Raw genomic sequence first — 25293 nt, 5'->3', positions numbered from 1 at the left:
TGTCGTTCGCGGTAACGGTCACGACGGCCGTCTGCATTCTCATCGGCACTGCACCGCGGATACCGAGGTGCAGTCAAAGCTCCTCGCCTAGTCGCCCGCTACACTTGGCAATACGCGACGATGACTTTACATTTGGTGACGATGGCCTCACTGATTCGCGGAACTGTCTTGCTCAACTTCGTCAGTCTCGTCAACACCCTAGGCGGCGACGCGGAAGCGATGCTGCACGCCCGCGGGATCGACCCCTCCGCGACGACCGACCACGAGCGATTTCTATCCAGCACAGCGGCAGCGGCCGTCATAGCCGACGCTGCCGATGAGCTCGAATGCTCGGATTTCGGGATGCGCTTGGCACGCGAACAAGGAATCCAAATTCTCGGGCCGGTCGCCGTTATCATCCGCAACTCGGAGACAGTTGCCTCGGCGCTAGAGTCTGTCTCCCGGTTCCTTCACAACATCGCACCAGTCGATCGCGTGGAGCTCGTACGTGGACCCCGCTCAGCGGTGTTCACCCTCACCACCACCGTTCGTCAGCCAGCCCGACATGACCAGTGGATCGAGCATGGTCTTGGCATTGCTATGGACGCCTTCCGCCTCATGGTCGGCGACGGCTTCGTGCCTTTGCGTGTCACGATGCAGCATCCGCGAATCAGCCCGATAGCCGCCTACAAGGACATGTTCGGCTGCCCCGTGACCTTCGAGTCAGACCTGAACTCCGTCCACCTGCCCAACCACGTCCTGAATGAGCCAATCCGCGGACGAGATGCGGAGGCTTTCGTACTTGCGGAGCGCTACCTGTCGGAGATCCGACCCGACCTGGAGATCGTTGACCATGTGCGCGAACTGACCCAGCGTCTCCTCGCCGTAAATCAGGCCAGCCTGCTCGTCACAGCACGAGCCATGGCCATTCATCCGCGGGTCCTGCAACGAAAGCTCGCTGAAGCAGGCTCCTCGTTCGAAGACGTCCTCGACGATGTCCGCAGAGGGCTGGCCTGGCAGCTTTCAGCTACCGGGATGCCCATCTCGCGTATTGCGAGTTCCCTGGGGTACGCCGAGCACAGCAGCTACACGCGCGCCTGCCGGCGTTGGTACGGCGAGTCCCCACGTCAGTTGCGCGCTCGGCGACGCCAGAACGAACCGTCTGCCTGAACTAGCCCGCCGGAACCAGCGCTCCCTACCTAGGTGAGAGACCTAGGTAGGGAGCGTCGGGGAGTTCTGGACGAGCCGAGTAGGGAGAAGGGTCGCCCAGACGTCGCGCGCGGAGGGCTTGCCCCTGATCGCAGGCAAGCGCCTCGGTGGCCGGACTGCGGTGGCAGCCGGACGTGGTGCAAGCGTCTCCGCCGCTTGGGGCGGTTCCTCGCCCGAGACCCCAACCTGCCCGGAGGCCGCGTGCACCTCGGCGAGCAAACCAAGGACCAGCGAGGCGAACGCGCATCGAGCTAGTCGGCCGCAATAAGTGCCACGAGTCCGGGCACAGCCGAGGGATCAGGGATCGCGAGAAAGCCTGGCTCAGCGTATGCGGGGCTCGGGTAGTCGTAGTAACCCTTGCCGGTGGGGACACCGAGGTCCCCCTTGTCGAGGAACCGCTCCTTGATATATGCAGCGTTGGCCGTCATCTGGACGTCATCGTTCTCACGTCCCCAGTGGGCCAGGACGTCGTAGGCGGTCTTCATTCCGACCATGTCCATCATCCCGAGCGGACCGACCGCCGGGCCTCCGATCATGAAGGTCCGATCGACGTCCTCAGGACGCGCGATCCCGTTGGTCACCAAGGTCTGGGCCGCGTTGAGCAGAGGCACGAACCAGGTGTTGACGACGTAGCCGGACTGCTCCTTGAGGAGGGGGATCGGAACCATGCCGATCTCGGTGGAGAACTCGGCGAGGGCTGTGACGGTCTCACGCGACGTCCCGGCGTGAACCATGAGCTCGGCGAAGTTCATCGCCCAGATACCGTTTCCGAAGTGCAGGGAGGCGAACCGGTCGGGTCGTCCGGATGCCGCCGCGAAGTCGCTCGGCAACAGTGTCGAGGAGTTCGTCGCGACGATGGTGTGCGCCGGCAGGAGCGGCGCCATCTGCTGGTAAGTCGCAGTCTTGATGTCGGGAATCTCCGGAACCGCCTCGATCACCAGGTCTGCAGCTGACACCGCACTCGCAAGCTCGGTCGTGAAGGATAGGCGTGCCCGCGTCGCGTCGATTTCGGCGTCGGTGGCTCCGACATCGGCGAGGTAGATCGCGGCGTACTGGTCGTGAGCGGCGCGGCAGCGTTCGATAGCCTCATCCGAGATGTCGTAGACCGTTACGCGCTTGCCCTTGAACGCGCTCTGCCAGGCGATCTGTCCCCCGAGGACACCAGCGCCGAGAACTGTGAGGTTGTGGAGCGACGACATGATGTGGTGAGTCCTTCCGGAGAGATACGTGCAGTTTTCGGCACGTGTGACTGCAATCAGCACACTGATCATGGGCGTGCCAGCGGCTGCCTGGCTTGCCCTCACACGACAAAAATTTGTCATTGCGCGACGCCGTTACATTGACCTTCCATCGGTCGCCAAATGCCAAGTAATAGTCGTTTCAAGGCAAGTTCAAACAGGTGCTGAGTGCGATCCTGGAGGAGCCGCCACTGGGGTGGCGACCCCTCATCGCATTAAGGAACGGTCCTCGATGACACCCGAAACGAGCAGCATGGAAACCGTCGTCATGCAGAACGGCACCCTTACCGTCACGACTGTCCCGATCCCGACGCCTGGCCCCCGCGAGGTGCTGGTCAAGGTACTTGCCGCTGGCATCTGCGGCAGCGACCTGCACTGTCTCGCGCACGCCTCCGAGCTGCTCTCCAGCACCAAGGCGGCTACCGGGATCGACCTCTTCGACATCAACGACCCCGTCGTGATGGGTCACGAGTTCTGTGCCGAGGTTGTGTCCTACGGACCCGAGACCCGAGGCACCATCACTCCAGGTACAAGAGTTGCGTCGCCACCCCTCCTCCTGCGCGAACGGCCGATCCTGATCGGCTACGGCGGACCTGACATCCCTGGGGCCTACTCCGAGTACATGATCCTCTCCGAGGACCTTCTCTTTCCGGTGCCCGACAGCATTTCCGACGAGAACGCGGCCCTCGCTGAGCCGCTCGCGGTCGCGCTACACGCCGTGAACCGCGGCAAGCTCGGAACCCATGATGTCCCGCTGGTCATCGGCTGCGGACCCATCGGACTCGCCGTGATCTCGATCCTGAAGATGCAAGGCACCGGACCAATCGTCGCCGCCGACTTCTCGCCGTCACGGCGCGCCATGGCAGAGGCCCTCGGTGCCGACGTCGTCGTCGACCCCCGCGTGACCTCGCCGTACGACGCATGGCGCGAGGTCGCGGCCACCGACGACCCTGAGCAGATGGCGCCAGGCAACTTGATGTTCCCCCCGGGATTCCGGCCGGCGGTCGTCTTCGAGTGCGTCGGCGTGCCCGGCGTCATCCAGCAGATCCTGGACGGCGCTCCGGCCAACGCGACGGTCGTAGTCGCCGGAGTCTGCATGCAACAGGACTCGTTCTACCCGACCTTCGCCATCCTCAAGGAGATCGACCTGGTCTTCAGCATCGCCTTCTCCCCCGAGGAGTACGGCGAAGTCCTCGGGCACCTCGCCTCGGGAGCGCTCAAGGTCGACGGACTCGTTACGAGCCGGGTCGGCCTGAACGAGGTCGCGGATGCCTTCAAGCGGCTGGCTGACCCCGAGCAGGACGGAAAGATCGTCGCCATCCCGGGAAGGCACTGAGATGGGCTTCACCGACTACCCGACGCAGACAGTCCGAGCCAACGGCCAACGGATCCACCTCCGCATCGCCGGTGAGAGCGGTCCGCTGGTGCTCCTCTGCCATGGCTTCCCCGAGTCGTCCTACTCCTGGCGCCACCAGCTCAAGGCACTCTCGGAAGCCGGCTACCGAGCCGTCGCAATGGACATGCGGGGATTCGGACGCTCGTCCAAGCCAATGGCCACCGAGGACTACTCCATTCCCACTGTCGCGCAGGACTGCATCGAGGTCGTCGAGGCGCTCGGCGAAAAGAGTGCCGTCATCGTCGGCCACGATCTCGGCGCACCAGTTGCATGGACCGCAGCGTGGATGCGTCCCGACCTGTTCCGCGGCGTCGTCGGCCTGAGCGTTCCGTTCGGCGCTCGTGGCACCGCCGGTCTGCCCGGAGACCCCTTCGGCGCGCGCCGCCCGAGCGAGGTCCACCATGAGATCGCCGGTCCAGGCCTGACGTTCTACCAGGACTACTTCGCCAAACCGGGCCACGTGGCCGAGCTCGAGATCGAGGAGGATCTGCGCACATGGGCCCTCGCCGGCCTCTACAGCCTGTCCGCGGATAGCCCGCTGCCGCCGGAACTGGACGGCGTCAATCTTCTCGATCTGCCCTACGAGTGGGTTGTTGGGTTCGTGAGAGCGTCGATGTGTGTGCCCGACGGAGAGACGTTCGCCGGTCGCCTCGAGGTGCCGGAGTCGCTTCCGGCATGGCTTAGCCAGGAGGACGTCGAGTACATCGTGAGCGAGCTCGAGCACGGCGGCATCCGAGCGCCGCTCGCCTATTACGGCGCGATCGACCTTGGGTGGGAACAGCTCGCCGAACTCGACGGCCAGCCACTCACCGTCCCGGCGCTTTTCATCGGAGGTGATCGGGACGTCGCCACCGTCTGGAGCCAAGAGGCCGCCGCGAGGGCAAACGAGGTCGTTAAGGACCTCCGTGGCTCGATAATCATCCCCGATTGCGGTCACTGGATCCCCCAGGAAAAGCCTGAGGCCGTCAACCGCGAGCTGCTTACGTTCCTCGACGGGCTCTGAATGACTCAGAGGTGGTCACCGACCTCCGACAACCCGGATGAGGACGCCTACATCCGGGTCGTCGGCTTCAACGACGACCTGACTATCGGAGGTCTCAATGCGCTGCCCGTCCTTGGAACGCCGCACTGGACTGCGGGTTTCGCAGGACGCGCTCGGTACCGGCAACTCCCGTACCGGCAAGGCGCAGATGGCAACGAGGCACGCGCGCTCGTCGATCGGTCCGTCGGGTCCGACAGAACGCGGGCGAACCGTCGTGTGGTTCTGTTGAGTCGGTCGTAGGCACTGCGCCAGGCCGAAGAACGTAGTCGAGGAACATTCGGCGCGCCGCCACAGCTTTTAGTGCCGAAATTTTGGAGGCCGACGCAAGGTAGAGGATGTGGCATGGTGGTGGACGCTGGAGCGCAGGGTGTGCAGCGGGTCCTCGTAGCCGCGGACAAGTTCAAGGGCTCGCTGACGGCCGTGCAAGTTGCCGAGCGGGTGACGGTCGGCCTGCGCCGGGTCGTACCGGACATCGAGGTGGAGACCTTTCCCGTCGCCGACGGGGGCGACGGGACGGTCGCGGCGGCAGTTTCAGCCGGGTTCGAACGCCGGGAGGTGCGAGTTACAGGACCCCTCGGCCACGAGGTCATCGCAGCGTTCGCGTTGCGCGGCGACACCGCGATCATGGAGATGGCGGAGGCGAGCGGTCTGCAACGAATGACGACCGGCGTGTTCGCACCGCTCACGGCGTCGACTTACGGCTCGGGCGAGCTGCTACGCGCCGGACTGGAAGCAGGTGCGCGAACGATTGTGTTCGGCGCCGGCGGCAGCGCGACCACGGACGGTGGCGCGGGCATGCTGTCGGCGCTCGGCGCGCGGTTCCTTAACCAGCGCGGCCAGCCAGTGTCGCCCGGGGGCGGTGGCCTCACCGAACTTGCGCGCGCAGACCTATCGGATTTGGACCCCCGCCTCGCTTCAGTAGATTTGATCCTGGCCAGCGACGTCGACAACCCACTGACTGGCCCCGAGGGCGCACCAGCGGTTTACGGACCACAGAAAGGCGCTTCTCAGGACGACGTAAAGACGCTGGACGCAGCCCTAAGACACTACGTCAACGTCCTGGCGGAGGCTCGGCCGAAGGCGACGGAGTACGCCGCCGCGCCTGGCGCGGGCGCAGGAGGTGGTATCGGCTACGGCGCACTGCTGGTCGGTGCCCGCTTCCAGCCCGGCATAGAGGTAGTTCTGGACGTGCTGGGTTTCGCGCCGGCGGTCGAGCGCGCCACGCTGGTGATCACCGGTGAGGGGTCGCTGGACCAGCAGACCTTGCATGGCAAGGCTCCTGTGGGCGTCGCCGCGGCCGCACGGGCAGCCGGCAAGAATGTAGTCGCCGTGTGCGGCCGCCTCGGACTATCACGGACGGAGCTGAGCCGCGTCGGAATCCACCGAGCCTACGCGCTCAATGAATTGCAGCCGGATATCGCCAAATGCATTTCGGACGCGGGGCCGATCCTGGAGAGAGTCGCGGAGCGGATCGGGCGGGACTTCCTGAGCTAGCGACAGTTCTGAGCGCGACCGCGCCGTGCCGAGGACACCGCCTAGTACCCTCGCGGAAGATCAATCTTGGCCTTCATTTGCTTGATCGTCGCAAGTGTGGCGACTATTTCACTTTGCGGTGGTGTTCGGCGGATCGGGTATCAAAGTGCCCCGGAAAGTGCGCCGGTAGGCGAACGGCGAGACGCCGATGGCGGCGCGCAAGTGCTCTCGTAGTGACGTGCCACCGGAAAAGCCGACCCAGCCCGCTATCTCCTCGACAGGCAGATCCGTGGTCTCCAGGAGGTGTCGCGCACGCTCGATGCGCTGCTGGATCAACCACCGTCCCGGGCTCATTCCGACCTCTTCGGTGAAACGGCGGACAAAGGTACGCAGGCTCATATGGGAGCGCTCGGCAAGATCCGCCAGGGTCATCGGCTCATGGATGTTCCCCAGCGCCCATAGACGAGCGCCAGCCGTTCCGCTGTCCCCGGCCTCAGGTACCGGGTGCTGGATATATTGCGCCTGTCCTCCGTCGCGCCAAGGGGGGACGACGCACATGCGGGCGACCTGGTTCGCGACTTCGCTGCCGTGGTCCTTGCGGATGATGTGCAGACATAGGTCAAGACCAGAGGCGGCGCCGGCCGACGTCATCACGTCTCCGTCATCGATGAAAAGGACGTCGGGATTCAGTGCGACCTGAGGAAACCATTCGCGGAAGAGGTCCGTCGTCCGCCAGTGAGTGGTTGCCGGGCGACCATCGAGGAGCCCTGCAGCGGCTAAGACAAACGCGCCGGTACAGATCGAGACCAGCCGTGCACCAGGAGGAACGGAACTGAGCGCCTTCACCACGGCTGTCGGCACTCCATGCGGGATCGCAGGCGAGACAAATGGCGGTATAACCACGGTGTCGGCCGTGCGAAGTACCTCTGGGCCGTGCTCGACCGTGATCGAGAAGTCGGAATTGGTGCGGACGGGGAGGCCATCAACGCTGCAAGTAAGTACCTCGTAGCGGCCGCCCGCAGCCCCGAACACGCGGCTCGGAATGCCGAGTTCGAATGGATACACCCCTTCGCTAGCCAGGACGACGATGCGGTGAAGGTTTGCCACGGCAGGATCCCGTCGATAGTCGATATTCGCGCCATGCTACCCGGGGGCAGTGGCGATGCCTCCCACCAGTCCTCGGAGCGAGCGGGCCGCGCCCGCTCCTGATGATCACGTGCGCGGCCGTGCCTGATCAACCGTCTGCCACGTTAGCTGACCAGCGAACTGAGACCCGACATTCACATACGTCGCGAACGTCCTCGCCAATGCCAGGATCTACGAATCGATCCAGGAACCGAGAGACCCGCGCTGCCGCACCGAACTCACACGACCAATGGCCCTCAATGAGAATCAGTGCGTCGAATCCTCGACCATTGGCGCGATCCCGTTGTAACTTGGCATTCATGCCATGGTGACCGCCGTGACATGCGGCGACGCTGGACGCATGACGAATTCCAGCACAGTCACGATGCGCGCCATCCTCCAGGAGACTTACGGTTCCCCCGAAGTGCTTCAAGAGGTAGACCTTCCTCGGCCCGTGCCGGGTCCGAGTGAGATCCTGGTCGCGGTCCACGCCGCTGGGGTCAACCCAACCGACTGGTGGAACCGCGCCCAGCCACGGACCATCGACCGCCTGCCGCTCGTCCTTGGCTGGGACGTCTCCGGCGTCGTCGAGGCCGTTGGCACGGGCGTCACGCTGTTCAAACAGGGCGACGAAGTCTTCGGCATGCTGCCCTACCCCTACGGAGTCGGTTCCCATGCCGAATACGTGTGCGGTTCTGCCCGTGCCTTCGCTCACAAGCCCCCTAGCATCGACCACATACAGGCCGGCGCTCTCCCGCTCGCCGCTCTGACCGCGTACCAGGCACTCGTCGACACAGCCGACGTTCAACCCAACCAGCGCGTCCTCATCCACGCAGCCGCCGGCGGGGTTGGTCATCTCGCCGTCCAAATCGCCAAGTCCCGTGGCGCGTACGTGATCGGAACCGCAAGCGCCGCGAAACACGACTTCGTACGTGGCCTAGGAGCCGACGAGGTCATTGACTATCGCACCGTCGACTTCGCCGAAGTCGTCACGGACATCGACGTGGTCCTAGACTCGATCTCTTTGGACCCCGTCGCCCGCGGCCGCTCCGTCGCTGTCCTTCACCCGGGCGGCACACTCGTATCGATCCTGCCGGTAGCTATCGACCCCGAAGAACTGGCAGAGATCGCCGAGCACGGTATCCGCTATGAGTCCCTCCTCGTCGAGGCTGACCAAGCCGGCATGCAAGCCATCGCCAATCTTGTGGAAACCGGCGCCTTGCGCGCCCATATTGAGGCCACCTTCCCGCTCGCCGAGGCAGCTAAGGCCCACGCCCTCGGTGAGACCGGCCGCACCACCGGCAAGATCGTTCTCACGATGGAGGGGACCGTGAAGGGGCAGATCGCCGTAAAGGTCCTCAGGGCGGCGTTCGAGGGCGGTGACTCGGCCCTCATCGACCGCTACGTGCGTCCGGAATACATTCAGCACAATCCGCTGGCTCCCGACGGCCCGGAAGCCATGAAGGCCTTCGGCGCAGCCTGGAAACTGCAGTTCCCGGACGCCACTTACGAGGAGAAACGGCTCGTCACGGAGGGTGACCTAGTGGTTCTGCACTCTCACGGTGTCCTGGTCCCTGGCACTCCAGGACTCGCCGTCTTTGACATCTTCCGCTTCCATGACGGAAGGATCGCCGAACACTGGGACATCCTGCAGGAGGTGCCTGCGACCACGGCCAACGGCAACGACATGTTTTCGACGTTCAATGAGCCACAGATTGAGGCTGCGGGCCGACGACGGTTCACCCCGTACAACAAGAAACTCGTCACTGACTACGTGCGGCAGCTTCTGGTCCGAAAAGACCTGGCCGCCATCGACACGTACGTATGCACCGATTACCGCGAGCACAGCCCGAACATCCCCGACGGCGCGCCGGGCCTAAAGTCCGGCCTTGCCGCGTTCTTTGGGCGGTACCCGCAACTGAAGGTGGCACCGCAGCAGGTCATCGCCGAGGGCGATTTGGTGGCTGTCCACAGCCATTATGTCGACGCACCTGGCGAGCGCGGCCGGGCGGTCATCGATCTCTTTCGGGTACAGGACGGAAGGATCGTCGAACACTGGGACGCCTCGCAGGACGTCCCGGAGACCTCCGCCAACGGCAACACGATGTTCTTGACGCCCGGAGCGTCGTAGCGACATCTTCGCCCGACAGCTCCTCAGTTGCTCTAAAGAAAGGAACAACTATGACCCAATTGCAGTATGACCTGTTCGTGACCCCCTCGGTTTCGCAGAGCAGCGGCACTCTCAACCTTCCCAACGGGGATCCCATGGAGTGGTCGCCGACCGCGACGACCCTTATCTACGGAAAGCACGATGCCGTCCTTGTCGACCCACCTTTCACCAGGGCCACCACCGCGAAGATGCTTGCCTGGGTCGAAAGGACCGGCCGTGTCATCACAGAGATCTACATCACGCACGGCCATGGCGACCACTGGCTCGGCGCTCCCGTCGTGCTCGAACGATTCCCTGACGCCGTGGTCCGCGCGACGGCCGGGACGAAAGCGCTCATGGCCGACCTGGACAGCGCGGAGTCCCGCGAAGAGTTCTGGGGCTTGCTGTTTCCGGACCAAATCCCGACCGCCCCTGTCGACGTGCAGGTCGTCGGCGAGGAGGGATTGAGCTTGGAGGGCGAGTCGCTGATCCCCATCGAGGTTGGTCATACCGACAGCGACGACACGACCGTACTCTGGGTACCGAGCCTCAAGTTGGCGGTCGCTGGTGATGTCGTCTACAACGGCGTGCACCTCTCACTCGCGGAATCCGCTGGCGGGGGCCGCGACTCGTGGCGACAGGCTCTCGACCAAGTAGAGTCGCTCGGAGCTGAATATGTGGTGGCCTCACACAAAGACCCCACCCGTCGGGACGACCCGGCCGACATCGGTCGCACACGACGCTACCTCGACGATGTGGACACGCAACTGCCGATTTCCGCCACGCCCCTTGAGTTTTTCGAGGGGATGAACAGACTCCACCCCGAGCGCATCAATCCAGGCGTACTGTGGTTCGGTGCCCTTACCCTCTTGGGCGGCGCATCGACTAAGTGACGCCGTCTCACGGGAGCCCCTGACTTGCCGACCACGCGCCTTGGAGCGCCCGGCGGTTGCACAGCAGGCTGCCGTGTCCGCGGCTTCGCCCAGCACCCAGCGCCCAACGAAGTGAAGTTCGAGAACAACTCGATCAGCCACTAGTTCGTGATGGCGACGGTCCGGTCTCATCGCCTTTTGTCAAACACTCGGAAGTTTCCCGAGTGCAGGTCAAGCCACGGCAGAGAAGTCTGACCTGCCTCATGCACCACTCGAGCGAGCCACATCGAGTCTCTTGAGAATTGGGATCATCATAAGAGCGACGCGAAGTTCAAGTGAATTCTCGTCAATGCTTCGGCCAAGGAGTTCCTCGGCCTGACGCACGCGGTAGTTCACTGTGTTTGGATGAACAGACAACTCAGCTGCAGCCCGAGCACGACTGCGATTCTCGCGTAGGTAGACGTGCAACGTCATGGCAAGCCGAAACGTTGATTCGTCCTCCGCGGCTAGGGAGCCGAGGGTCTGTCTGACGAATCGTATGGCGTGCTCCGGGTCGGCGACGCACAACGCAGTCAGTGCGATGTCCTGGTACCGGGTGATGCCGACATCTTCGGGTGGAAACAGTGCGGCCACGCGGCGCGCGTGTCCGGCTTGAACATAGGTCAGTCGGAATCCGTCTATCCCGTGAGCCGGCCGCCCGGCCGCCACCTTGAGTCCCTTGCGAAAGACCGATGTTCGCTTTTCGCCAAGTTCGAACTTCAAATCAGGCCCGAACTCATGCCGGCTGCTGAACCAACCGGCAACTGCCAACGAACCTAGCGGATGGGTAATGCTGGACTCCGCGCCATTGGCGCGAGCAATTTCTGCGACCGCGTCGCTGAGTGCCAAAAGCGATCCTGGCGCACTTGAGCCGTTCAACCACACGATGATCCCGACGTGGTGTCGGTTCAGGTCATACCTAAGTCTGGCTGACAAGGCCCGCGCATCGTTGTCGCGGCCGGCCAGGACGTCGTCGACAGCGGCTGCGCGCGAAGCTGCGGCGCCTTGCAACCACGTATCTCTCTCGACCTCGTAAGCGTCGTCAGCGCGCGTCATCGCCCGATCCACAAATTGCAGGAGCATCGTCGTTGCGAGATCCACGGCCAGCGCTCGCTCGGGCCCGTCCAACGTCTCCTCAAGAATATGTTTGTGTAGCCAGCGCCATACATGCTCGTGCGCGAGTCGATAGAATCGCGAGTGCCACGACAGCGGAATCTGTCTCCAGACTGCCGAGCGCATGATGGCAAGCGTCGACGGCGGCAGGTCGCTGTGGGCTGGATTGCCGCCAACCTCGAGAAGTTGAGCGAAGAGTCGCACACTTTCCTCCGTGCTCGACGTCGCCTCATCGACGGTCTGGGCGTCAACGAATAGCTCGGGGACTTCATCGCGCACCAAAGACACGGTGTCAGCCGCCACTGCTGCGGCAGCTTGCCGAAGGGTCCCGGCGATCGGTTGGAGAACGTTGCGCCACACACGTTCGGCCATGACCTCCCGCAGAGGTGGCCATTCAGGTTCCGCGCCTTCGATTGCCCTCTTCATTCTCGCCACCCTCATAGTTCGCTCTGCAACTTCGCGAGCGCTCTTTAAGTCAGCGACAATCACTGAACGCACGTGCGAGCCAGTTGAGTACATCGTTCATCCACTGCGGATCGGTCGCCATCCCAAACTGCGGACGTTGAATCCAGGCGGAATCTCTCGAGACTGTTGGCCGAGAGATGCACTCTCCCTTCGGAATCTCGGGTCATGGCGCAACTGGGTCTCGCACACCCATTGTCGCCAGACGACAATCGTCCGCCAGAGATCTGGCATGCCGTGACGAGCGCTACCCCCAAAAGAGTCATACGTTGCTGCATAGATCGAAACCGCAGAATTTCCGGATCAGAAGCGTGACGTCTTACCCCGCGAGGGCACGGAGACCGTCGGGAGAGATGGCGACGGACACGAAGTGAGCCAAGAAGAACCGCGGAAGAGCGTCCAGCTCGTTCGCTCCTGATGCCGCACTGGTCCTTGGATCCTTCCCCAACCTTTACACGCACTCTCTCGAAAGAAGCACGACGATGAACGAATACCTTTCAACCGCCGCAATCCCCTCACACGTCGATGTCCTCGTAGTGGGTGCTGGGTTGACCGGCATTGGCATGGGCCATCACCTCCGCAAGCTACAGCCGGGCAAGACGTTCGCCATCATCGAGGCCCGCGACGCGATCGGCGGCACTTGGGACCTGTTCCGCTACCCGGGTATCCGATCGGACGCGGACCTCTACGCCTTCGGCTTCAGCTTCAAGACCTGGAACAGGGACAACGCGATTGCCGATGGCCACGAGATCCTGGACTATCTGCAGGAGACGATCGACGAGAACGACCTCGCGTCTCGTATCCACCTCGGCCACAAGGTTGTGAACGCCGACTTCTCTACTGCCAACGCGACCTGGACCGTCACGATCGAACGAACAAGCGACCGCGAACGCTTTGACGTTACCTGCAGCTTCTTGACATCAGCTGCTGGCTACTACGACGGCGACGAAGGTTATTCACCTCATTTCGAGGGTCGCGAGAACTTCCGCGGCGAGATCATCCATCCACAGCACTGGCCAGTGGACCTGGACTACGCCGGGAAGAGGGTCGTCATCATTGGCAGCGGCGCAACCGCAGTAACGGTTGTCCCCGTCATGGCGGAGACGGCGGAGCACGTCACGATGTTGCAACGCTCGCCGTCATATGTGTTGCCTCTTCCACGAAGGGACCCCCTTCCAATTTTTCTGCGTCAGGTGCTGCCCGACGCGCTCGTCTACAAGATCACTCGTTACATCAACATCAACAAGGCGACGCTGCTCTACAACGCGAGCCGCAGGTTCCCAAAGCAAATGCGCGCGTTGGTTCGGAAGGTCAACGTCAAGGCCTTGCCCGTGGGATACGACGTGGACAAACACTTCAATCCTGACTACGCACCTTGGGATCAGCGCATGTGCATTGTCACAGACGGCGACATGTTCGAGGCTATCGCGGACGGAAGGGCATCGGTCGTGACCGATCGCATCGTCAGATTCACCGAGTCCGGCATCCTGCTTGAATCCGGCAACGAACTTGAAGCTGATGTGATCGTGACTGCCACAGGCCTGAACATGGTTCCGTTTGGCAAGATCCCACTACACGTCGATGGCAAGGAGTCGATCCTTCCTGACCACCTGATCTACAAAACGCTGATGGTCAGCGACATCCCGAACTTCACGTTCACGATCGGCTACGTGAATCACGCGTGGACATTGAAGGCTGACCTCGTCGCACAATGGACCTGCCGGCTGCTCGCCCATATGGACCGGCACGGCTACTCGACGGCGACTCCCACGATTGACGACGATCCCTCGATGACTCGCAGCCCTTTCATCGATATGGGCACCGGCTACGTAAACCGCGCGATGCACTTGTTCCCGCAACAGGGGTCGAGGGGTCCTTGGGTCGTCGCACAGGACTACAAAGGCGACCGGCAAATGCTGGGCACGGAGCCGATCGAGGATTCAGCTCTGTCCTTTAAGTCGGCGGCGGCCCCGGTACTCGCTGAAGCTCGATGACCAGTTCAACTGCTTTCATCCGCGTCGACGGGCGGCGAACGCGGGTGCGCGTAGACGGGGACCCGGCCAACCCCCCAGTGTTGCTCCTTCACGGCATCGGCCGCAGCCTTGAGGACTGGGCTCCACAGTTCCCGAGGCTGTCAGGGAGTTACCGACTGATCTCGATCGATCTGCCAGGCTCAGGATTTTCTGAACGATCAACATCGCGGGCATCGCTCTCCGTGCTGGCAAACGGTGCCCTGGCAACACTCGATGCGATAGGTCAGCACGAACCGGTCCACGTGATCGGCGTTTCGCTCGGCGGCGCGGTTGCACAACAGTTGTTTACCCTTGCCCCCGATCGTGTGGCAAGCCTGGTGCTCGTCACCAGCGCGGGCTTCGGCAAGGAAGTTGCGCTACCTCTACGGCTCCTGTCAACCTTGTCGGTCGGTCGATTCTTGGCATCGCGCACTACCCCATTCAGCGCTCGACTTGCCGAGCGCATGCTGTTCGTAAATCCCGAACTCGTGACGGAGGCCCGCATCGATCACGCGCTGGCCATAGCCCGCCAGCCGGATACGGGCGAGGTTACCTGGGAAACCGCTAATGCGCTGGCTACACTGCGCGGATTGCGCCCCGAGTGGCAAGAAGCGCTTTCGAATCGCATTGCTGCAGAACGCAAACCGACCTTGGTCATCTGGGGTGACCGCGACCGCATCCTGCCTGCGCGGCATCTTGACGAGGCCCAGCGGAGACTCCCCCACGCATCAAGCCACCTTTTCACGGGGGTGGGCCACATGCCCCAGATCGAGTGTCCCGATGAATTCGCCTCGGTAGTCATGACGTTTCTCGACAACGTCGAGCCCACAAGCCTGCCGCGAAAGCGACGCCTGTGCGTCGAACCAGCAGAACTCTAACTTCAACCGAAAGGCCTTCATGCGCGCCACAGTCCTACATGGTGCCGGTGACGTTCGCGTCGACGACGTTCCCGACCCCCGCATCACCGCACCAACCGACGCGATTGTGCGGGTTACAGCTGCCTGCATTTGCGGCACTGATCTACACCCATATGGAAACATGAACCCTGCCGAGCAACCCGTTCGCATTGGGCATGAGTTCATGGGCACGGTGGAGGAGATTGGATCGCAGGTTACGACGATCAAGCGTGGAGACCTCGTCGTGGCACCATTCGTCTACTCCGACGGCACCTGCGAGTTCTGCCAAATGGGTCTACAGACATCGTGCGATCACGGCGGGTTCTGGGGTGCCCAAGGCGTCGATGGAGGCCAGGGCGAAGCGGTACGTGTTCCATGGGCTGATGGAACTCTCGTCACGCTTCCGCGCACTGAGGATCCCAGACTGATCCAATCACTGCTGACACTGTCCGACGTCATGGGAACCGGGCACCACGCCGCGACCACTGCGGGCGTGCGCCGCGGTGACACCGTCACCGTCATCGGCGACGGCGCAGTGGGCCTCCTCTCGGTCCTGGCAGCTCGTCGACTGGGTGCCGACCGCATCATCCTCATGGGGCGCCACGGGTCGCGCACCTCTCTGGGTCAGGAGTTCGGCGCTACAGACGTCGTGGCAGAACGAGGCGAACAAGGCATCGAACAGGTGAGAGACCTGACGGCCGGCCAAGGTACTCGCGTCGTCATCGACGCCGTTGGCTTCATGAGCGCCTACGAACAGGCTATTGGCGTTGTGCGTGCGGGTGGCGTCATTAGCCGCGTTGGCCTCCCGCAGTACGAACAGGCGCCCCTTGGCGTACCCACGTGGTTCCACAACGTCACGATTACCGGCGGGATCGCACCAACGCGCGCGTACATCGACGAGCTGCTCCCGGAGGTGCTCGACGGCACGATCGAGCCCGGCAAGGTCTTCGACCGCACTGTGGGCCTGGATGGAATACCCGACGGCTACCGCGCTATGGCTCAGCGCGAAGCACTCAAGGTGCTGGTCACGCCGTGAGCCGAGCGGGTCGTCGTCCTCAGCGTACCGGCCTTGCGCGGCGCGCTGCGCCATATACAGGTCTAACTGCCTACGCCGATCCCGCCCCGTCCCAGCAGCCCGATCCCGACTGACCCTCCGTTTTGCGGGGACTTTCCCAACCCAGCGGCTCGCGACTCGACGGGGCGACCCGGCTATGCCCTCTCCCGGCGTAGCGCGGACGGACGATGGCGGCCCAACAAGAGGTTCGCGGACTTGCGGGATGCGGCGTTCCGCACTATTGTCGGTCATTCATAATACTAAACGATCAGTTGGGAGTGCTTGTCTGATGGCTGAGAGCCGCTTAGAAACTGCGCCCGTAGCTGTAGTGACCGGTGCATCCACGGGCATAGGCCGCGCAGCCGCGCGAGCTCTGGCTCATGCCGGCTTCCAGGTCATCGGCACGAGCCGAAAGGCCGCCAAGTCGAATGCCCTCGACGGAGTCACGTTCCTCGATCTTGACGTCACCCAAGACGAGTCGGTCGGGGCGCTGGTAAAGCAGGTAATCGACCGATTCGGTCGAATCGACGTCTTGGTGAACAACGCTGGGACGGGCATGACTGGCGCGGCCGAAGAAAGCACGATCAGCCAGACTCGAGACATTTTCGACACGAACGTTTTTGGCACGATCCGCATGACGAACGAAGTGCTGCCACACATGCGCGCTCAGCGTTCCGGCCGCATCGTCAACATTTCTTCAATAGTCGGACTGATTCCGGCGCCATACATGGCGGTCTACGCATCGACTAAGCATGCCGTCGAGGGATACTCCGAATCCCTCGATCACGAAGTCCGAGAGCATGGCATTCGAGTAATACTCGTCGAACCGGGATACACCAGCACGACGTTCGATGCGAATTCGTTGCGGCCAGACAAGCCGCTCAGCGTGTACGAGAACCAGCGGGAAGTCGTCCGCGAAGTCTTAAGCGCGACGATCCGGCGCGACGGCGACGATCCTGCGACGGTCGCGCAGGTAATCGTTTCGGCCGTTGTTGACGCCAGGCCCCGGCCACGATATCCGGCCGGGCCAATGGCCACTCGCGTGAGCGCGCTGCGACGCTACGCCCCGAGGGGCGCCTTCGAGAAGCAGATCCGGAAGAAGAACCGGTTGGCGGGATGAAACACTAAAGCTGCGGGGCACCCGCGCCGGAAGTCTAGCGACCCGTTGAACGCGGGTGTATCGCCAACTTGGCAGGAGGGCCTGGATCTCGCCGCACAGCGACGCACCCTCGCCGCGGAAACAGTTACCAGCACCCCCATCTTTCTGAACCTCTCGGACCACAATGGCCAGCCGTAGCCGTTCCAGCCATCGAGCTAGGCCGACGGACAACGCACTGCTCGACGGCGCCCGCGACGCATTCGCCACCCACGGCTTTTACGGGGCGAGCATGGAGACGATCGCAGATGCACCGGCTGCACCAAACCCCACTCTCTACAGCCACTTCGCCTGAAAACACGCGATATACCTCGCCGCAGCCGAGCGCGAGGCGACCCGGCTCCAGCAACGGTTGTTCAAGACCTACGAGCTGCATTCGACCTACTCCGCACACCGCCAGGTCGAAGCCGGCGTCCTAACGCTCCTTGACGATGCCCGAGAGTCTCCGGACGGCTTCGGTCTCCTGTTCGGCGCTGAAGCCGAAAACCACCACGCAATCTTGGGCCGTCTGACAAATCAGCGTGACGGCGCGAGTAGGAAAGACCATTGGGCACAACCTGCAACGCCACGCGGTCCGCGAACCCGAAGACCCCGAAGCGCTTGCTGCCATGGTCACCGGCACGACTGTCTTCGCTGTGCGATACGCATACCGGACTCATCCGGCCGCGCCTGAGCGGATGCCTCCCATCGTTACCAAGTACGTCGAAGGCGCTCTTCAACACATCGCGGATGCTCCACATCAAGTCGCACGTTCGGTTGGGCGCCAGGTGCGCAGTGTGATGTCTCAGGACATCGGAAACCGCCGGACCTGCAACTGTGGGTCCGGCGGTGGTCATTTTCGGGCGGGTCCTTTGGGTGCTCCGGTCGGCTGGTAGTCGATGTGGGGGTTCAGGGTCAGTTCGCGGAGGAGTTCTCCGGTGACTGTTTTCACGACGCGGATGTCGAGGTCCTGGACGAGCAGGATGACGAAGGTTCCCTCGTAGGTTCGGCCGATCCCGATGTGGTGGAGCCGGCCGTTGTGGCGAAGGGTCACGGATCCGGTTTTGTTGACGCGGTCGTGTCGGATCCGGTCGTGGGTCTCGGGGTCGCGGGACTCTCCTGGGAGTGCTTTGGGCATGGTGTTGTAGCGGGCTGCCGGGGTTGCTCGGTGCGGTAGCGACTTGTGTCCTCGGCGGTGGTTGTAGTCCTCGACGAAGGCGTCGATCAGGCTCTGGAGTTCAGCGATCGTGGCCGGTTGGTCGGGTTGTCTGCGGAGCCACTTCTTCATCGTCTGCTGGAATCGTTCGACCTTCCCGCAGGTGGTCGGATGGCTGGGCCGGGAGTTCTTCTGGATCACGTGCAGGCGTCGGAGTTCGGTCTCGAAGCGGTTGCGTCCGCCTTGGCCGCCGGCGAAGCGTGCGGTGTAGACCATGCCGTTGTCGGTCCGGGTGGAGGCCGGGATCCCGTGCTGGGTCAGGGTTTGCCGGAACGTCGTGGTCACGATGGGTCCGGTGATCCGCTGGTGGGCGGTGACGTGGAGGGCGTAGCGGGTGCAGTCGTCGAGCCAGCTGATGATCTCGACGTCGGACCCGTCAGCGAGGCGGTAGTGGGTGAAGTCGGATTGCCAGGTTTCGTTGGGCATGGCTGCTTCGAACCGGATGTAGGAGGACTTCGGGCGCTTCTTTGGCTCGGGGATCACGAGTCCGGCGCGGGTCAGGTAGCGGCTGATGCTCGACCTGGAGACAACGTTGCCGTGATGGTGCTCGAGGTGCCAGGCGATGGTCCCCGAGCCTGCGTCGAGACCTGCCGCGCTCAGCTCGGTGCGGAGCACGCTGATCAACTCCACGATGCTCGGGGCCAAGGCGCCAGGTGAGGTCTTGGGTCGTTTGGATCGAGGCTCGAAAGCTGCCTCGCCCTCAGCCCGGTAGCGAGCGATGAGTTTGGAGACCCAGCCCTTCGAAACGCCGTAGGACTTCGCGACCTCGGCCTGGGTTCGGCCTTCGATGACGACGGCAGTGATGACCAGCCTGGCTTTCGACATGCCCGAGCATCGAACCCACGACCGGGTTTCCTATGTCTTGAGACATGGGTTTCCTATGTCCTGAACCAGGACAGGCGCCAGGTGCGCAGCGCCAGGTCCCACTGACGACGATCGCTCAGCCGGCGAGGAACCGCAGCACCTCGGGAACGAATTCCCTGTGGTGCTGGAAAACACCCCCGTGGCCCGAGTTGGGGTAGATCCTCAACGTTGCGTTGGGGAGTCGCCGTGCCATGTCCTTCGAGTGCTCGCTCGCCACCATGATGTCGTTGTCGCCGTTCGCGACCAGAACCGGGACCTTGATGGCCGACAGGTCGTCTGGAGCGTGCAGGCCGCCCGCTGTGATTGCTCGCAGCTGAGCGTTGCGCGCCTGCCTAGAGATGGACCTGTCGCGGTCCTGCGTCCGCTCGGCCAACCGTTCGAAGTACTCGGCGGCCGCCTTCCGTCCTTCAGGGTTGGACGGGAAGAAGAGGTAGTGGCGAGGATCCTTGCGGGTGACGAACGCCTTGAAGTAAGCGCTGCCGACAATGAATGGCATCTTCCAGATCCCGCCGCCTCCGCGAGGACCGCTGCCTGCGACGACCATCCGCCTCACCAGGTCTGGGGCCTCCAGGGCGACCATCTGAGCCACGGCTCCCCCGACGGAGAACCCGAAGAGATCGACCCTGTCGTGGCCGAGAGCCCGGATAAACGCGATAGCATCCGCCGCCATCGCCTCCAGGTCGCCAGGAACATCGGATCCAGTGGCACCGACACCTCGGTTGTCGAACGTGATGACTCGATGCGACGCTGCGATCCCGTCAATGACACGCGGATCCCAGTCATCGAGAACAGCAGCGAAGTGGTGGAGAAAGACGACAGGGACCTCTGATTTCGCCCCAAGTTCACGATAGGCAAACGGGACTCCGTCCACGTCGACCGTGTGTGTAGGAACGTTGTTCCAAGTGATCATGAGCATGCCTTTCGGTGGATTGAAACTGTGGATTGGAAGGGCGATTCAGCCCGCTGCAGGGCCTCGACGACCAAGCTGCGGATAGAGAGCTTCGACGGGGCCGCTCAACGCCGCCTTCACCTGGGCACTGACGTCATCGGCGACAACCTCATACTCGCCGGCCTCAACTGCGTCCAAGATCTTGGTAGCCAGCGCACCAGGATCCATCTTCGGACCCTCAGCCTGGGCCGCCATCGCAGTGTCGACGTATCCCACATGCACACCAACGACGTGCACACCGAGCGGGTCCAGCTCAAGACGAAGGGAGTTCGTCGCTGACCAGAGCGCCGCCTTCGAGGCGCTGTAGATGCCGCCGAACGCGTACCAGCTCGCAACCGAGTGCACGTTCACCAGAGCGGACGTGTCATGCGCCGTGAGCATCGGTGCGAATGACCTGGCGAGCAGCACCGGAGCAAAGAAGTTTGTCTCCATTCCGTCCCTGAGCTGCTCGGGCGTCAGCTCGAGCAGGCTGGCCGACGCCGGAAGTGCTCCTGCGTTATTGATCAGGACGGTGACGTCAGATGCAACCTCGACCGCAGCGACAACGGAAGCCCGGTCGTTCACATCCAGGCTGAGAGGAACGACTCGGTCGTCGTCCCAGTCCCGAGGTGTGCGAGCGGACGCGTAAACCTTGGAGGCGCCGCGGGCTAGCGCGGCTCTCACGAGCTCGGAACCGATTCCGCCGTTGGCTCCGGTGACGAGCACGACTGCTTCGTTCAGCGATGGCATGCTCACTCCTCGATAGGTCTGGCTTGATATGTGGTCGCGGCGCGTTGGGTAGATACATCTGCCATGTGCCAGTCGGTGCTCCACTCGGTGATCGCGCGCAAGATCGGCAGTAGCGCGAGGCCCTTCGCAGTCAGTTGGTACTCGAAACGAGGCGGCCCGACCTGGTACTGGCGACGCTCCATGATTTCGTCGCCGACGAGGACCACCAGGCGCGCGGCAAGAATGCGCCTCGAGATCCCGAGCGCCTGCTGAAGCTGCTCAAAGCGCCGCGCCCCCCGACCACATTCGTAGACCAGCGCGGCACTCCACCGAGTGCTGAACAGGTCCGGTATCGCATGACGGTCCGAAATCACGTGACTCAGATGCCCCGTTTGCGCCGAACGGACGTACGCCCGTACTTCCGAATCATGGAGATCGTCGCTGCCAGCGTTCCCCGGTTCAGGTCCGGTTCGAGGCCCTGCCCGAGCCGGTTTAACTGGTAGTTGTGCCGATCCGGGCCGATCCCGCCGTCGATCATCTTCAGGTCAGCGACCCTGCCGAGCACACTGCGCATCCCGGCGCCGATCTGGTGCGCGGCGATCACTTCGGACTCGCCGGCGAGGATCTTGCTCGCAGCAGCTGGAGTTGTGATCGTCGGACGGCCGATGCCTACGACATTGCAGTCCCCCGAACCCACGCCCTGTTCCATGCCGACGCGTGACCGGAAGCCTCCAGTCACGGCCAACGGGACGTTGCCTAGGGGAAAGGCGCCCAGAGCAACAGGTGTGTGCCGGATCATGACAGCCCTCGGAGTTTTTGGCATACGCTCATACTATTACAGTTAAAAGGCAATAGGCTAGGATTTGATTCCCGGCAAGCGCCAAAACTCTTGGGAAGGCGGGAACGACCAGTGGTTCGGTATGCCAAGGAACACAAGGAAGAAACGCGGAAGCGGATCCTCGAATCGGCCGGCCACCGATTCAAGCAGGACGGATTGGACGGCTCCGGCATTGCGACACTGATGAGCGATGCCGGCCTGACCAACGGCGCCTTCTACGCGCACTTCAAGTCCAAGGACGACCTGGTGGCCGCCGTCCTTGTCGAACAACAGGCCACGCAGGTCGCCAGCTTCGATCAGTTGTCCCCCGGGCACGCCGGGATTGCCGAGCTGATTGGGATGTATCTCTCCCCGACCCATCGCGACCAGCCCCAGTTCGGCTGTCCGTCAGCGGCCTTGCTCGACGAGGTCGCGCGCAGTTCCTCCGATACCAGGCAGGCGTACACCTCCGGCGCTTCAGCGATCTTCGACGCGATCGCACTGCGGCTTGCGCCTGAAGATCCGAACTCCATCCGCACCCAGGCCGCGAGCGCGTTCGCGATGATGATCGGGACGATCCAGCTTTCCCGCGCTCTGACTGATGCCACGCTGGCGGACGCGCTTCTCGAGACCACCGCAACGAACGTTCTCGACCTTCTCGGCCTCGACCCAGCCTGAGTCCTCCACCGACCAGCTGTGGCTTAAGAGACGCCAGACCAAGCAGGCTGTGGGGAATGCAAAAACAAAGTTACACCGTGGTTCACGCATCCGCCTGAACCGAAAGGCCTCGAGAAAGCAGACCGACATGAAGGCATTCGTCGTCACGACGTACGGTCCGGACGGCCTCCGCGCCGCAGACCTCCCCGATCCGAAGGTCGGTCCGAACGACGTCCTGGTGAAGATCAGTGCGGCGAGCATCAACCCGCTCGACAAGATGGTCCGCAACGGCGAGTTCAAGCAGCTAATCAAGTACAAGCGCCCGTTCGTACTCGGCCACGACCTCTCTGGTGTCGTCACCGGCGTCGGCCCTGCCGTGCGAGGCTTCGCAGTCGGCGACGAGATCTACGCCCGCCCCCGAGACCTACGGATCGGCACCTTCGCCGAGTACATCGCGATCAATCAGGACGACGTCGCCCACAAGCCTGCCTCGCTGTCACTCGAGGAAGCCGCTGCCGTCCCGCTCGTCGCACTCGCCGCCTGGCAGTCGCTCGTCGAGCTGGCCAAGGTCCAGCCGGGCCAGCGGGTTCTGGTGCACGCCGGCGCCGGCGGACTCGGATCGACAGTCATCCAGGTGGCCAAGTACCTAGGCGCCTACGTCGCGACGACCGCCCACACCGACGACGTCGCCCGCGCCCAGGAACTCGGTGCTGACGAGGTCATCGACTTCACCCAAACCGACTTCGCGACCGTGCTGTCCGGGTTCGACGTCGTGCTCGACTCGCTGGGCAGTGCCAGCCTGGAGAAGTCCCTCACCGTCCTCAAGCCGCACGGCCTCGCTATCAGCGTCGTCGGCCCGCCCGATCCGTCCTTCGCCGAGCAGCTCGGTCAGCCGGTGCTTCGCCCGGTGATGAAGCTGCTCAGCAGGAAGATCCGCAAGCAGGCACGCAAGCTGGGAGTGCGGTACTCGTTCTTCTTCATGCGCGCCGACGGCGCGCATCTCCGCAAACTCGCCGAGCTGTACGACGGCGGACACCTCCGACCTGTTCTCGACTCGCGCACGTTCCCCTTCGACCAGACACCCGAGGCACTCGCCTACGTGGAGCAGGGCAAGGCCCGCGGGAAGGTCGTCATCACCATGAGCGGAGCTGAGCAGCGATGAGCGCGGACCTCGCAACGAGGACGGCGAACACCTCCCCGAGAGTGCACATCGACGTAAACGGAACCTTGTTCGCCTGACCCGAGTTCGGTCCGACAGGCGGTTCCAGTCGCGCTCCTCCACCACTTCACGGCGCCATACACGAATGAGATCCGCGCGCGATCGACGGCATCGCCTCCAGGCGACGGGTCATTACCTTCGACGACCGCGACACCGGGGAAGTAAGGCACGGGAGTCGGCGACGGTCGAAGCTGTGGCGGACGACACCGTCGCATTCTTCAAGGGCCTTGGCCGATCCAAGTGGGACTGCTTGGATTCTCCCTCGAACCTTCATCGCTCAGGCGATCGCGCTTAAGGTGCCGGGCCTGGAGCGCTGCAAGATCCTCGCTGGAACCGGCAGAGCTTGGGGCGAAGGCGTGGGCACGTTCTTTCGGCGTCTGGTGACTGACCCTCCGGGGAGTGCTGACCCACCAGCGATCCGAAGCCCTCGATCGGCTTGGTTCACGCGGTCGCCATGACACAAACGAGGACGTCTCGACGGCCGGGAACCGGCTCAGGCACATCGGCGGCGCGGAGACCGCCCCTTTCGCACCGACCGACGGCGAACGCCTGCAGTGCACGAAGCCTTCTGCCATCCGAAGCTGCGAATAGAGCGTGATGTAACAACGTTGTTGGATCGGTCGCCAACAGTCAACCGAGTGTAACGCGGGCGACTTTGGTCCGAGCCTTTGGATTGACTGGGTTCGGCGAGGTCCGAGGAGTTCGGGCCGTCTGTCGGCAAGCGCGAAATCATTCAGCTCCTGACGCCGACGCAAGGAAAGAGCGCAAGATCTCTGTCGTTTCCTCCGGGAATTGGTCAACGAAGAAGTGCCCACTTGGCAGCGACGCCGTCTGCATGCGCGAGAACCGCGTAGCCCAAAGCTGCTCCATGTCGAACAGGCGGGCGATTCCGCGTTCACCCCAGATCACCAACGCCGGGCAGTCCACGGTGCGGTGAAGGTCGGCCTCATCCAGAGCCACGTCGACCTCGGCGGCGGCTCGATAGTCGGCACAGCCTCCGAAGATCGCATCGCGCGTGCGCCAACTTCGCCGGTATGCCGCAAGCTGCTCGGGATCGAACTCCGAAATATCCATCGCACCCCAGCCGGTGAGGCAACCCTCGAAGAAGTGGTCCGGGTTCGCGGCTATGACCTCCTCGGGGAAGGGTGCCGGCTGCTGAAGGAAGTACCAATGCCAATAGGCGCGAGCTGTCAAAGCATCCACTGTCTTGAACATGTCGTAGGTCGGCACGATGTCCAGCACGGCAATCGATCGCACAGCATCTTCGTGGTCCAGTGCCATCCGATGAGCTGTCCGTGCGCCGCGGTCGTGGCCCACGACATGGAAGCGATCGAAGCCAAGCGAGCGCATCACGTCCACCTGGTCTTGCGCCATCTGACGGAAGCTGTAGTTGGCCAGGTCACCGTCCTGTGCGGGCTTGTCCGAGTCGCCGTAGCCGCGAAGATCGGCGCAAACCACGGTGTACTCGCTCGCGAGCACCGGAGCAACGTGCGCCCACATCGCCAAGGTCTGTGGATAGCCATGCAGTAGCAGCACCGGAGCACCGCTACCGCCTACGACCGCGTTGATCCCGATATCGACGTTAACCATCAGCCGGTCGAATCTGTCAAACATCTTTGCCTCACCTCGGTCAATCTTGCGCGTGCCGTCCAAAAACGTCATTGCCCTT

At 63.1% G+C, this 25293-nt stretch carries 22 protein-coding genes; 13 read left to right on the top strand and 9 right to left on the bottom strand.

The window, feature by feature from the left end; all coding sequences use genetic code 11:
- Positions 1-141: 141 nt before the first annotated feature.
- Entirely contained in the window at positions 142-1149 is a 1008-nt protein-coding gene (locus EFK50_RS13335) for an AraC family transcriptional regulator (RefSeq protein WP_183407809.1), read from the top strand.
- A gap of 290 nt (positions 1150-1439) precedes the next feature.
- Here the strand turns inward: EFK50_RS13335 and EFK50_RS13330 are convergent, their stop codons facing one another.
- Positions 1440-2387 (bottom strand): 3-hydroxyacyl-CoA dehydrogenase, encoded by a 948-nt coding sequence (locus EFK50_RS13330; protein ID WP_123228021.1) that lies wholly within the window; start codon positions 2385-2387, stop codon positions 1440-1442.
- Between the two features lie 46 nt (positions 2388-2433).
- Here EFK50_RS13330 and EFK50_RS13325 point away from each other — a divergent pair, with 46 nt between their 5' ends.
- From EFK50_RS13325 to EFK50_RS13315, 3 genes are all read left to right on the top strand, one after another.
- Positions 2434-3762, top strand: a complete 1329-nt coding sequence (locus EFK50_RS13325; protein WP_221177378.1) for a zinc-binding dehydrogenase — start codon at positions 2434-2436, stop codon at positions 3760-3762.
- A 1-nt stretch (position 3763) separates the two neighbouring features.
- Positions 3764-4825 (top strand): alpha/beta fold hydrolase, encoded by a 1062-nt coding sequence (locus tag EFK50_RS13320; protein WP_123228019.1) that lies wholly within the window; start codon positions 3764-3766, stop codon positions 4823-4825.
- 381 nt (positions 4826-5206) lie between these two features.
- Positions 5207-6358 (top strand): glycerate kinase, encoded by a 1152-nt coding sequence (locus EFK50_RS13315; RefSeq protein WP_123228018.1) that lies wholly within the window; start codon positions 5207-5209, stop codon positions 6356-6358.
- Positions 6359-6466: 108 nt separating this feature from the next.
- Here EFK50_RS13315 and EFK50_RS13310 read toward each other — a convergent pair whose 3' ends face one another.
- Complete coding sequence (locus tag EFK50_RS13310; RefSeq protein WP_123228017.1) at positions 6467-7444, bottom strand: GlxA family transcriptional regulator; 978 nt, start codon at positions 7442-7444, stop codon at positions 6467-6469.
- A gap of 379 nt (positions 7445-7823) precedes the next feature.
- On the opposite strand from EFK50_RS13310, the gene EFK50_RS13305 reads away from it, so the two are divergent.
- Together EFK50_RS13305 and EFK50_RS13300 are read left to right on the top strand one after the other, a co-directional pair.
- The gene (locus tag EFK50_RS13305; RefSeq protein ID WP_148046158.1) at positions 7824-9593 is read left to right on the top strand and encodes a zinc-binding dehydrogenase; all 1770 of its coding nucleotides are present in this window, start codon (positions 7824-7826) and stop codon (positions 9591-9593) included.
- Between the two features lie 50 nt (positions 9594-9643).
- Positions 9644-10504 carry an MBL fold metallo-hydrolase gene (locus tag EFK50_RS13300; RefSeq protein ID WP_123228015.1) on the top strand — a complete coding sequence of 287 codons (861 nt, stop codon included), beginning with the start codon at positions 9644-9646 and terminating at the stop codon, positions 10502-10504.
- A gap of 240 nt (positions 10505-10744) precedes the next feature.
- On the opposite strand, the gene EFK50_RS13295 is transcribed toward EFK50_RS13300, so the two are convergent.
- Positions 10745-12061 (bottom strand): PucR family transcriptional regulator, encoded by a 1317-nt coding sequence (locus EFK50_RS13295; protein WP_183407808.1) that lies wholly within the window; start codon positions 12059-12061, stop codon positions 10745-10747.
- A 518-nt stretch (positions 12062-12579) separates the two neighbouring features.
- On the opposite strand from EFK50_RS13295, the gene EFK50_RS13290 reads away from it, so the two are divergent.
- The 5 genes from EFK50_RS13290 to EFK50_RS22970 all read left to right on the top strand — a co-directional run bounded on the left by EFK50_RS13290 (position 12580) and on the right by EFK50_RS22970 (position 17510).
- Positions 12580-14091: a flavin-containing monooxygenase gene (locus EFK50_RS13290; RefSeq protein WP_123228013.1), complete on the top strand. Its 1512-nt coding sequence runs from the start codon at positions 12580-12582 to the stop codon at positions 14089-14091.
- A complete protein-coding gene (locus tag EFK50_RS13285; RefSeq protein WP_123228012.1) occupies positions 14088-14987 on the top strand; it encodes an alpha/beta fold hydrolase in 900 nt (299 codons plus the stop codon). Before EFK50_RS13290 ends, EFK50_RS13285 begins: the two co-directional genes overlap by 4 nt.
- A 19-nt stretch (positions 14988-15006) precedes the next feature.
- On the top strand, positions 15007-16041 hold the full coding sequence (locus EFK50_RS13280; protein WP_123228011.1) for a zinc-dependent alcohol dehydrogenase family protein: 1035 nt from the start codon (positions 15007-15009) through the stop codon (positions 16039-16041).
- A 307-nt stretch (positions 16042-16348) separates the two neighbouring features.
- Positions 16349-17179, top strand: coding sequence for an oxidoreductase (locus tag EFK50_RS13275; protein ID WP_123228010.1), 831 nt, complete (start codon positions 16349-16351; stop codon positions 17177-17179).
- A 163-nt stretch (positions 17180-17342) separates the two neighbouring features.
- Positions 17343-17510, top strand: a complete 168-nt coding sequence (locus tag EFK50_RS22970) for a TetR family transcriptional regulator (protein ID WP_123228009.1) — start codon at positions 17343-17345, stop codon at positions 17508-17510.
- A 537-nt stretch (positions 17511-18047) separates the two neighbouring features.
- Here the strand turns inward: EFK50_RS22970 and EFK50_RS13265 are convergent.
- The 5 genes from EFK50_RS13265 to EFK50_RS13245 all read right to left on the bottom strand — a co-directional run bounded on the left by EFK50_RS13265 (position 18048) and on the right by EFK50_RS13245 (position 21640).
- On the bottom strand, positions 18048-19235 hold the full coding sequence (locus EFK50_RS13265) for an integrase core domain-containing protein (RefSeq protein WP_123228008.1): 1188 nt from the start codon (positions 19233-19235) through the stop codon (positions 18048-18050).
- Positions 19236-19350: 115 nt separating this feature from the next.
- Positions 19351-20184, bottom strand: coding sequence for an alpha/beta fold hydrolase (locus EFK50_RS13260; RefSeq protein ID WP_123228663.1), 834 nt, complete (start codon positions 20182-20184; stop codon positions 19351-19353).
- 45 nt (positions 20185-20229) lie between these two features.
- Positions 20230-20952, bottom strand: a complete 723-nt coding sequence (locus EFK50_RS13255; RefSeq protein ID WP_123228007.1) for an SDR family oxidoreductase — start codon at positions 20950-20952, stop codon at positions 20230-20232.
- A 2-nt stretch (positions 20953-20954) separates the two neighbouring features.
- Positions 20955-21305, bottom strand: a complete 351-nt coding sequence (locus tag EFK50_RS13250; protein ID WP_183407807.1) for a winged helix-turn-helix transcriptional regulator — start codon at positions 21303-21305, stop codon at positions 20955-20957.
- A gap of 5 nt (positions 21306-21310) precedes the next feature.
- Positions 21311-21640: a hypothetical protein gene (locus tag EFK50_RS13245; RefSeq protein ID WP_123228005.1), complete on the bottom strand. Its 330-nt coding sequence runs from the start codon at positions 21638-21640 to the stop codon at positions 21311-21313.
- Between the two features lie 201 nt (positions 21641-21841).
- Here EFK50_RS13245 and EFK50_RS13240 point away from each other — a divergent pair, with 201 nt between their 5' ends.
- Together EFK50_RS13240 and EFK50_RS13235 are read left to right on the top strand one after the other, a co-directional pair.
- A complete protein-coding gene (locus EFK50_RS13240; protein ID WP_123228004.1) occupies positions 21842-22426 on the top strand; it encodes a TetR/AcrR family transcriptional regulator in 585 nt (194 codons plus the stop codon).
- A 127-nt stretch (positions 22427-22553) separates the two neighbouring features.
- The gene (locus tag EFK50_RS13235; protein ID WP_123228003.1) at positions 22554-23567 is read left to right on the top strand and encodes an NADP-dependent oxidoreductase; all 1014 of its coding nucleotides are present in this window, start codon (positions 22554-22556) and stop codon (positions 23565-23567) included.
- Positions 23568-24353: 786 nt separating this feature from the next.
- Here EFK50_RS13235 and EFK50_RS13230 read toward each other — a convergent pair.
- Positions 24354-25286: an alpha/beta fold hydrolase gene (locus EFK50_RS13230; protein WP_246004147.1), complete on the bottom strand. Its 933-nt coding sequence runs from the start codon at positions 25284-25286 to the stop codon at positions 24354-24356.
- Positions 25287-25293: the final 7 nt, after the last annotated feature.

Source organism: Nocardioides marmoriginsengisoli (assembly GCF_003725695.1).
Taxonomy (GTDB): domain Bacteria; phylum Actinomycetota; class Actinomycetes; order Propionibacteriales; family Nocardioidaceae; genus Marmoricola; species Marmoricola marmoriginsengisoli.
The sequence above is the reverse complement of the archived record's forward strand: the minus strand, read 5'-3'. Positions and strand labels throughout refer to the sequence as shown.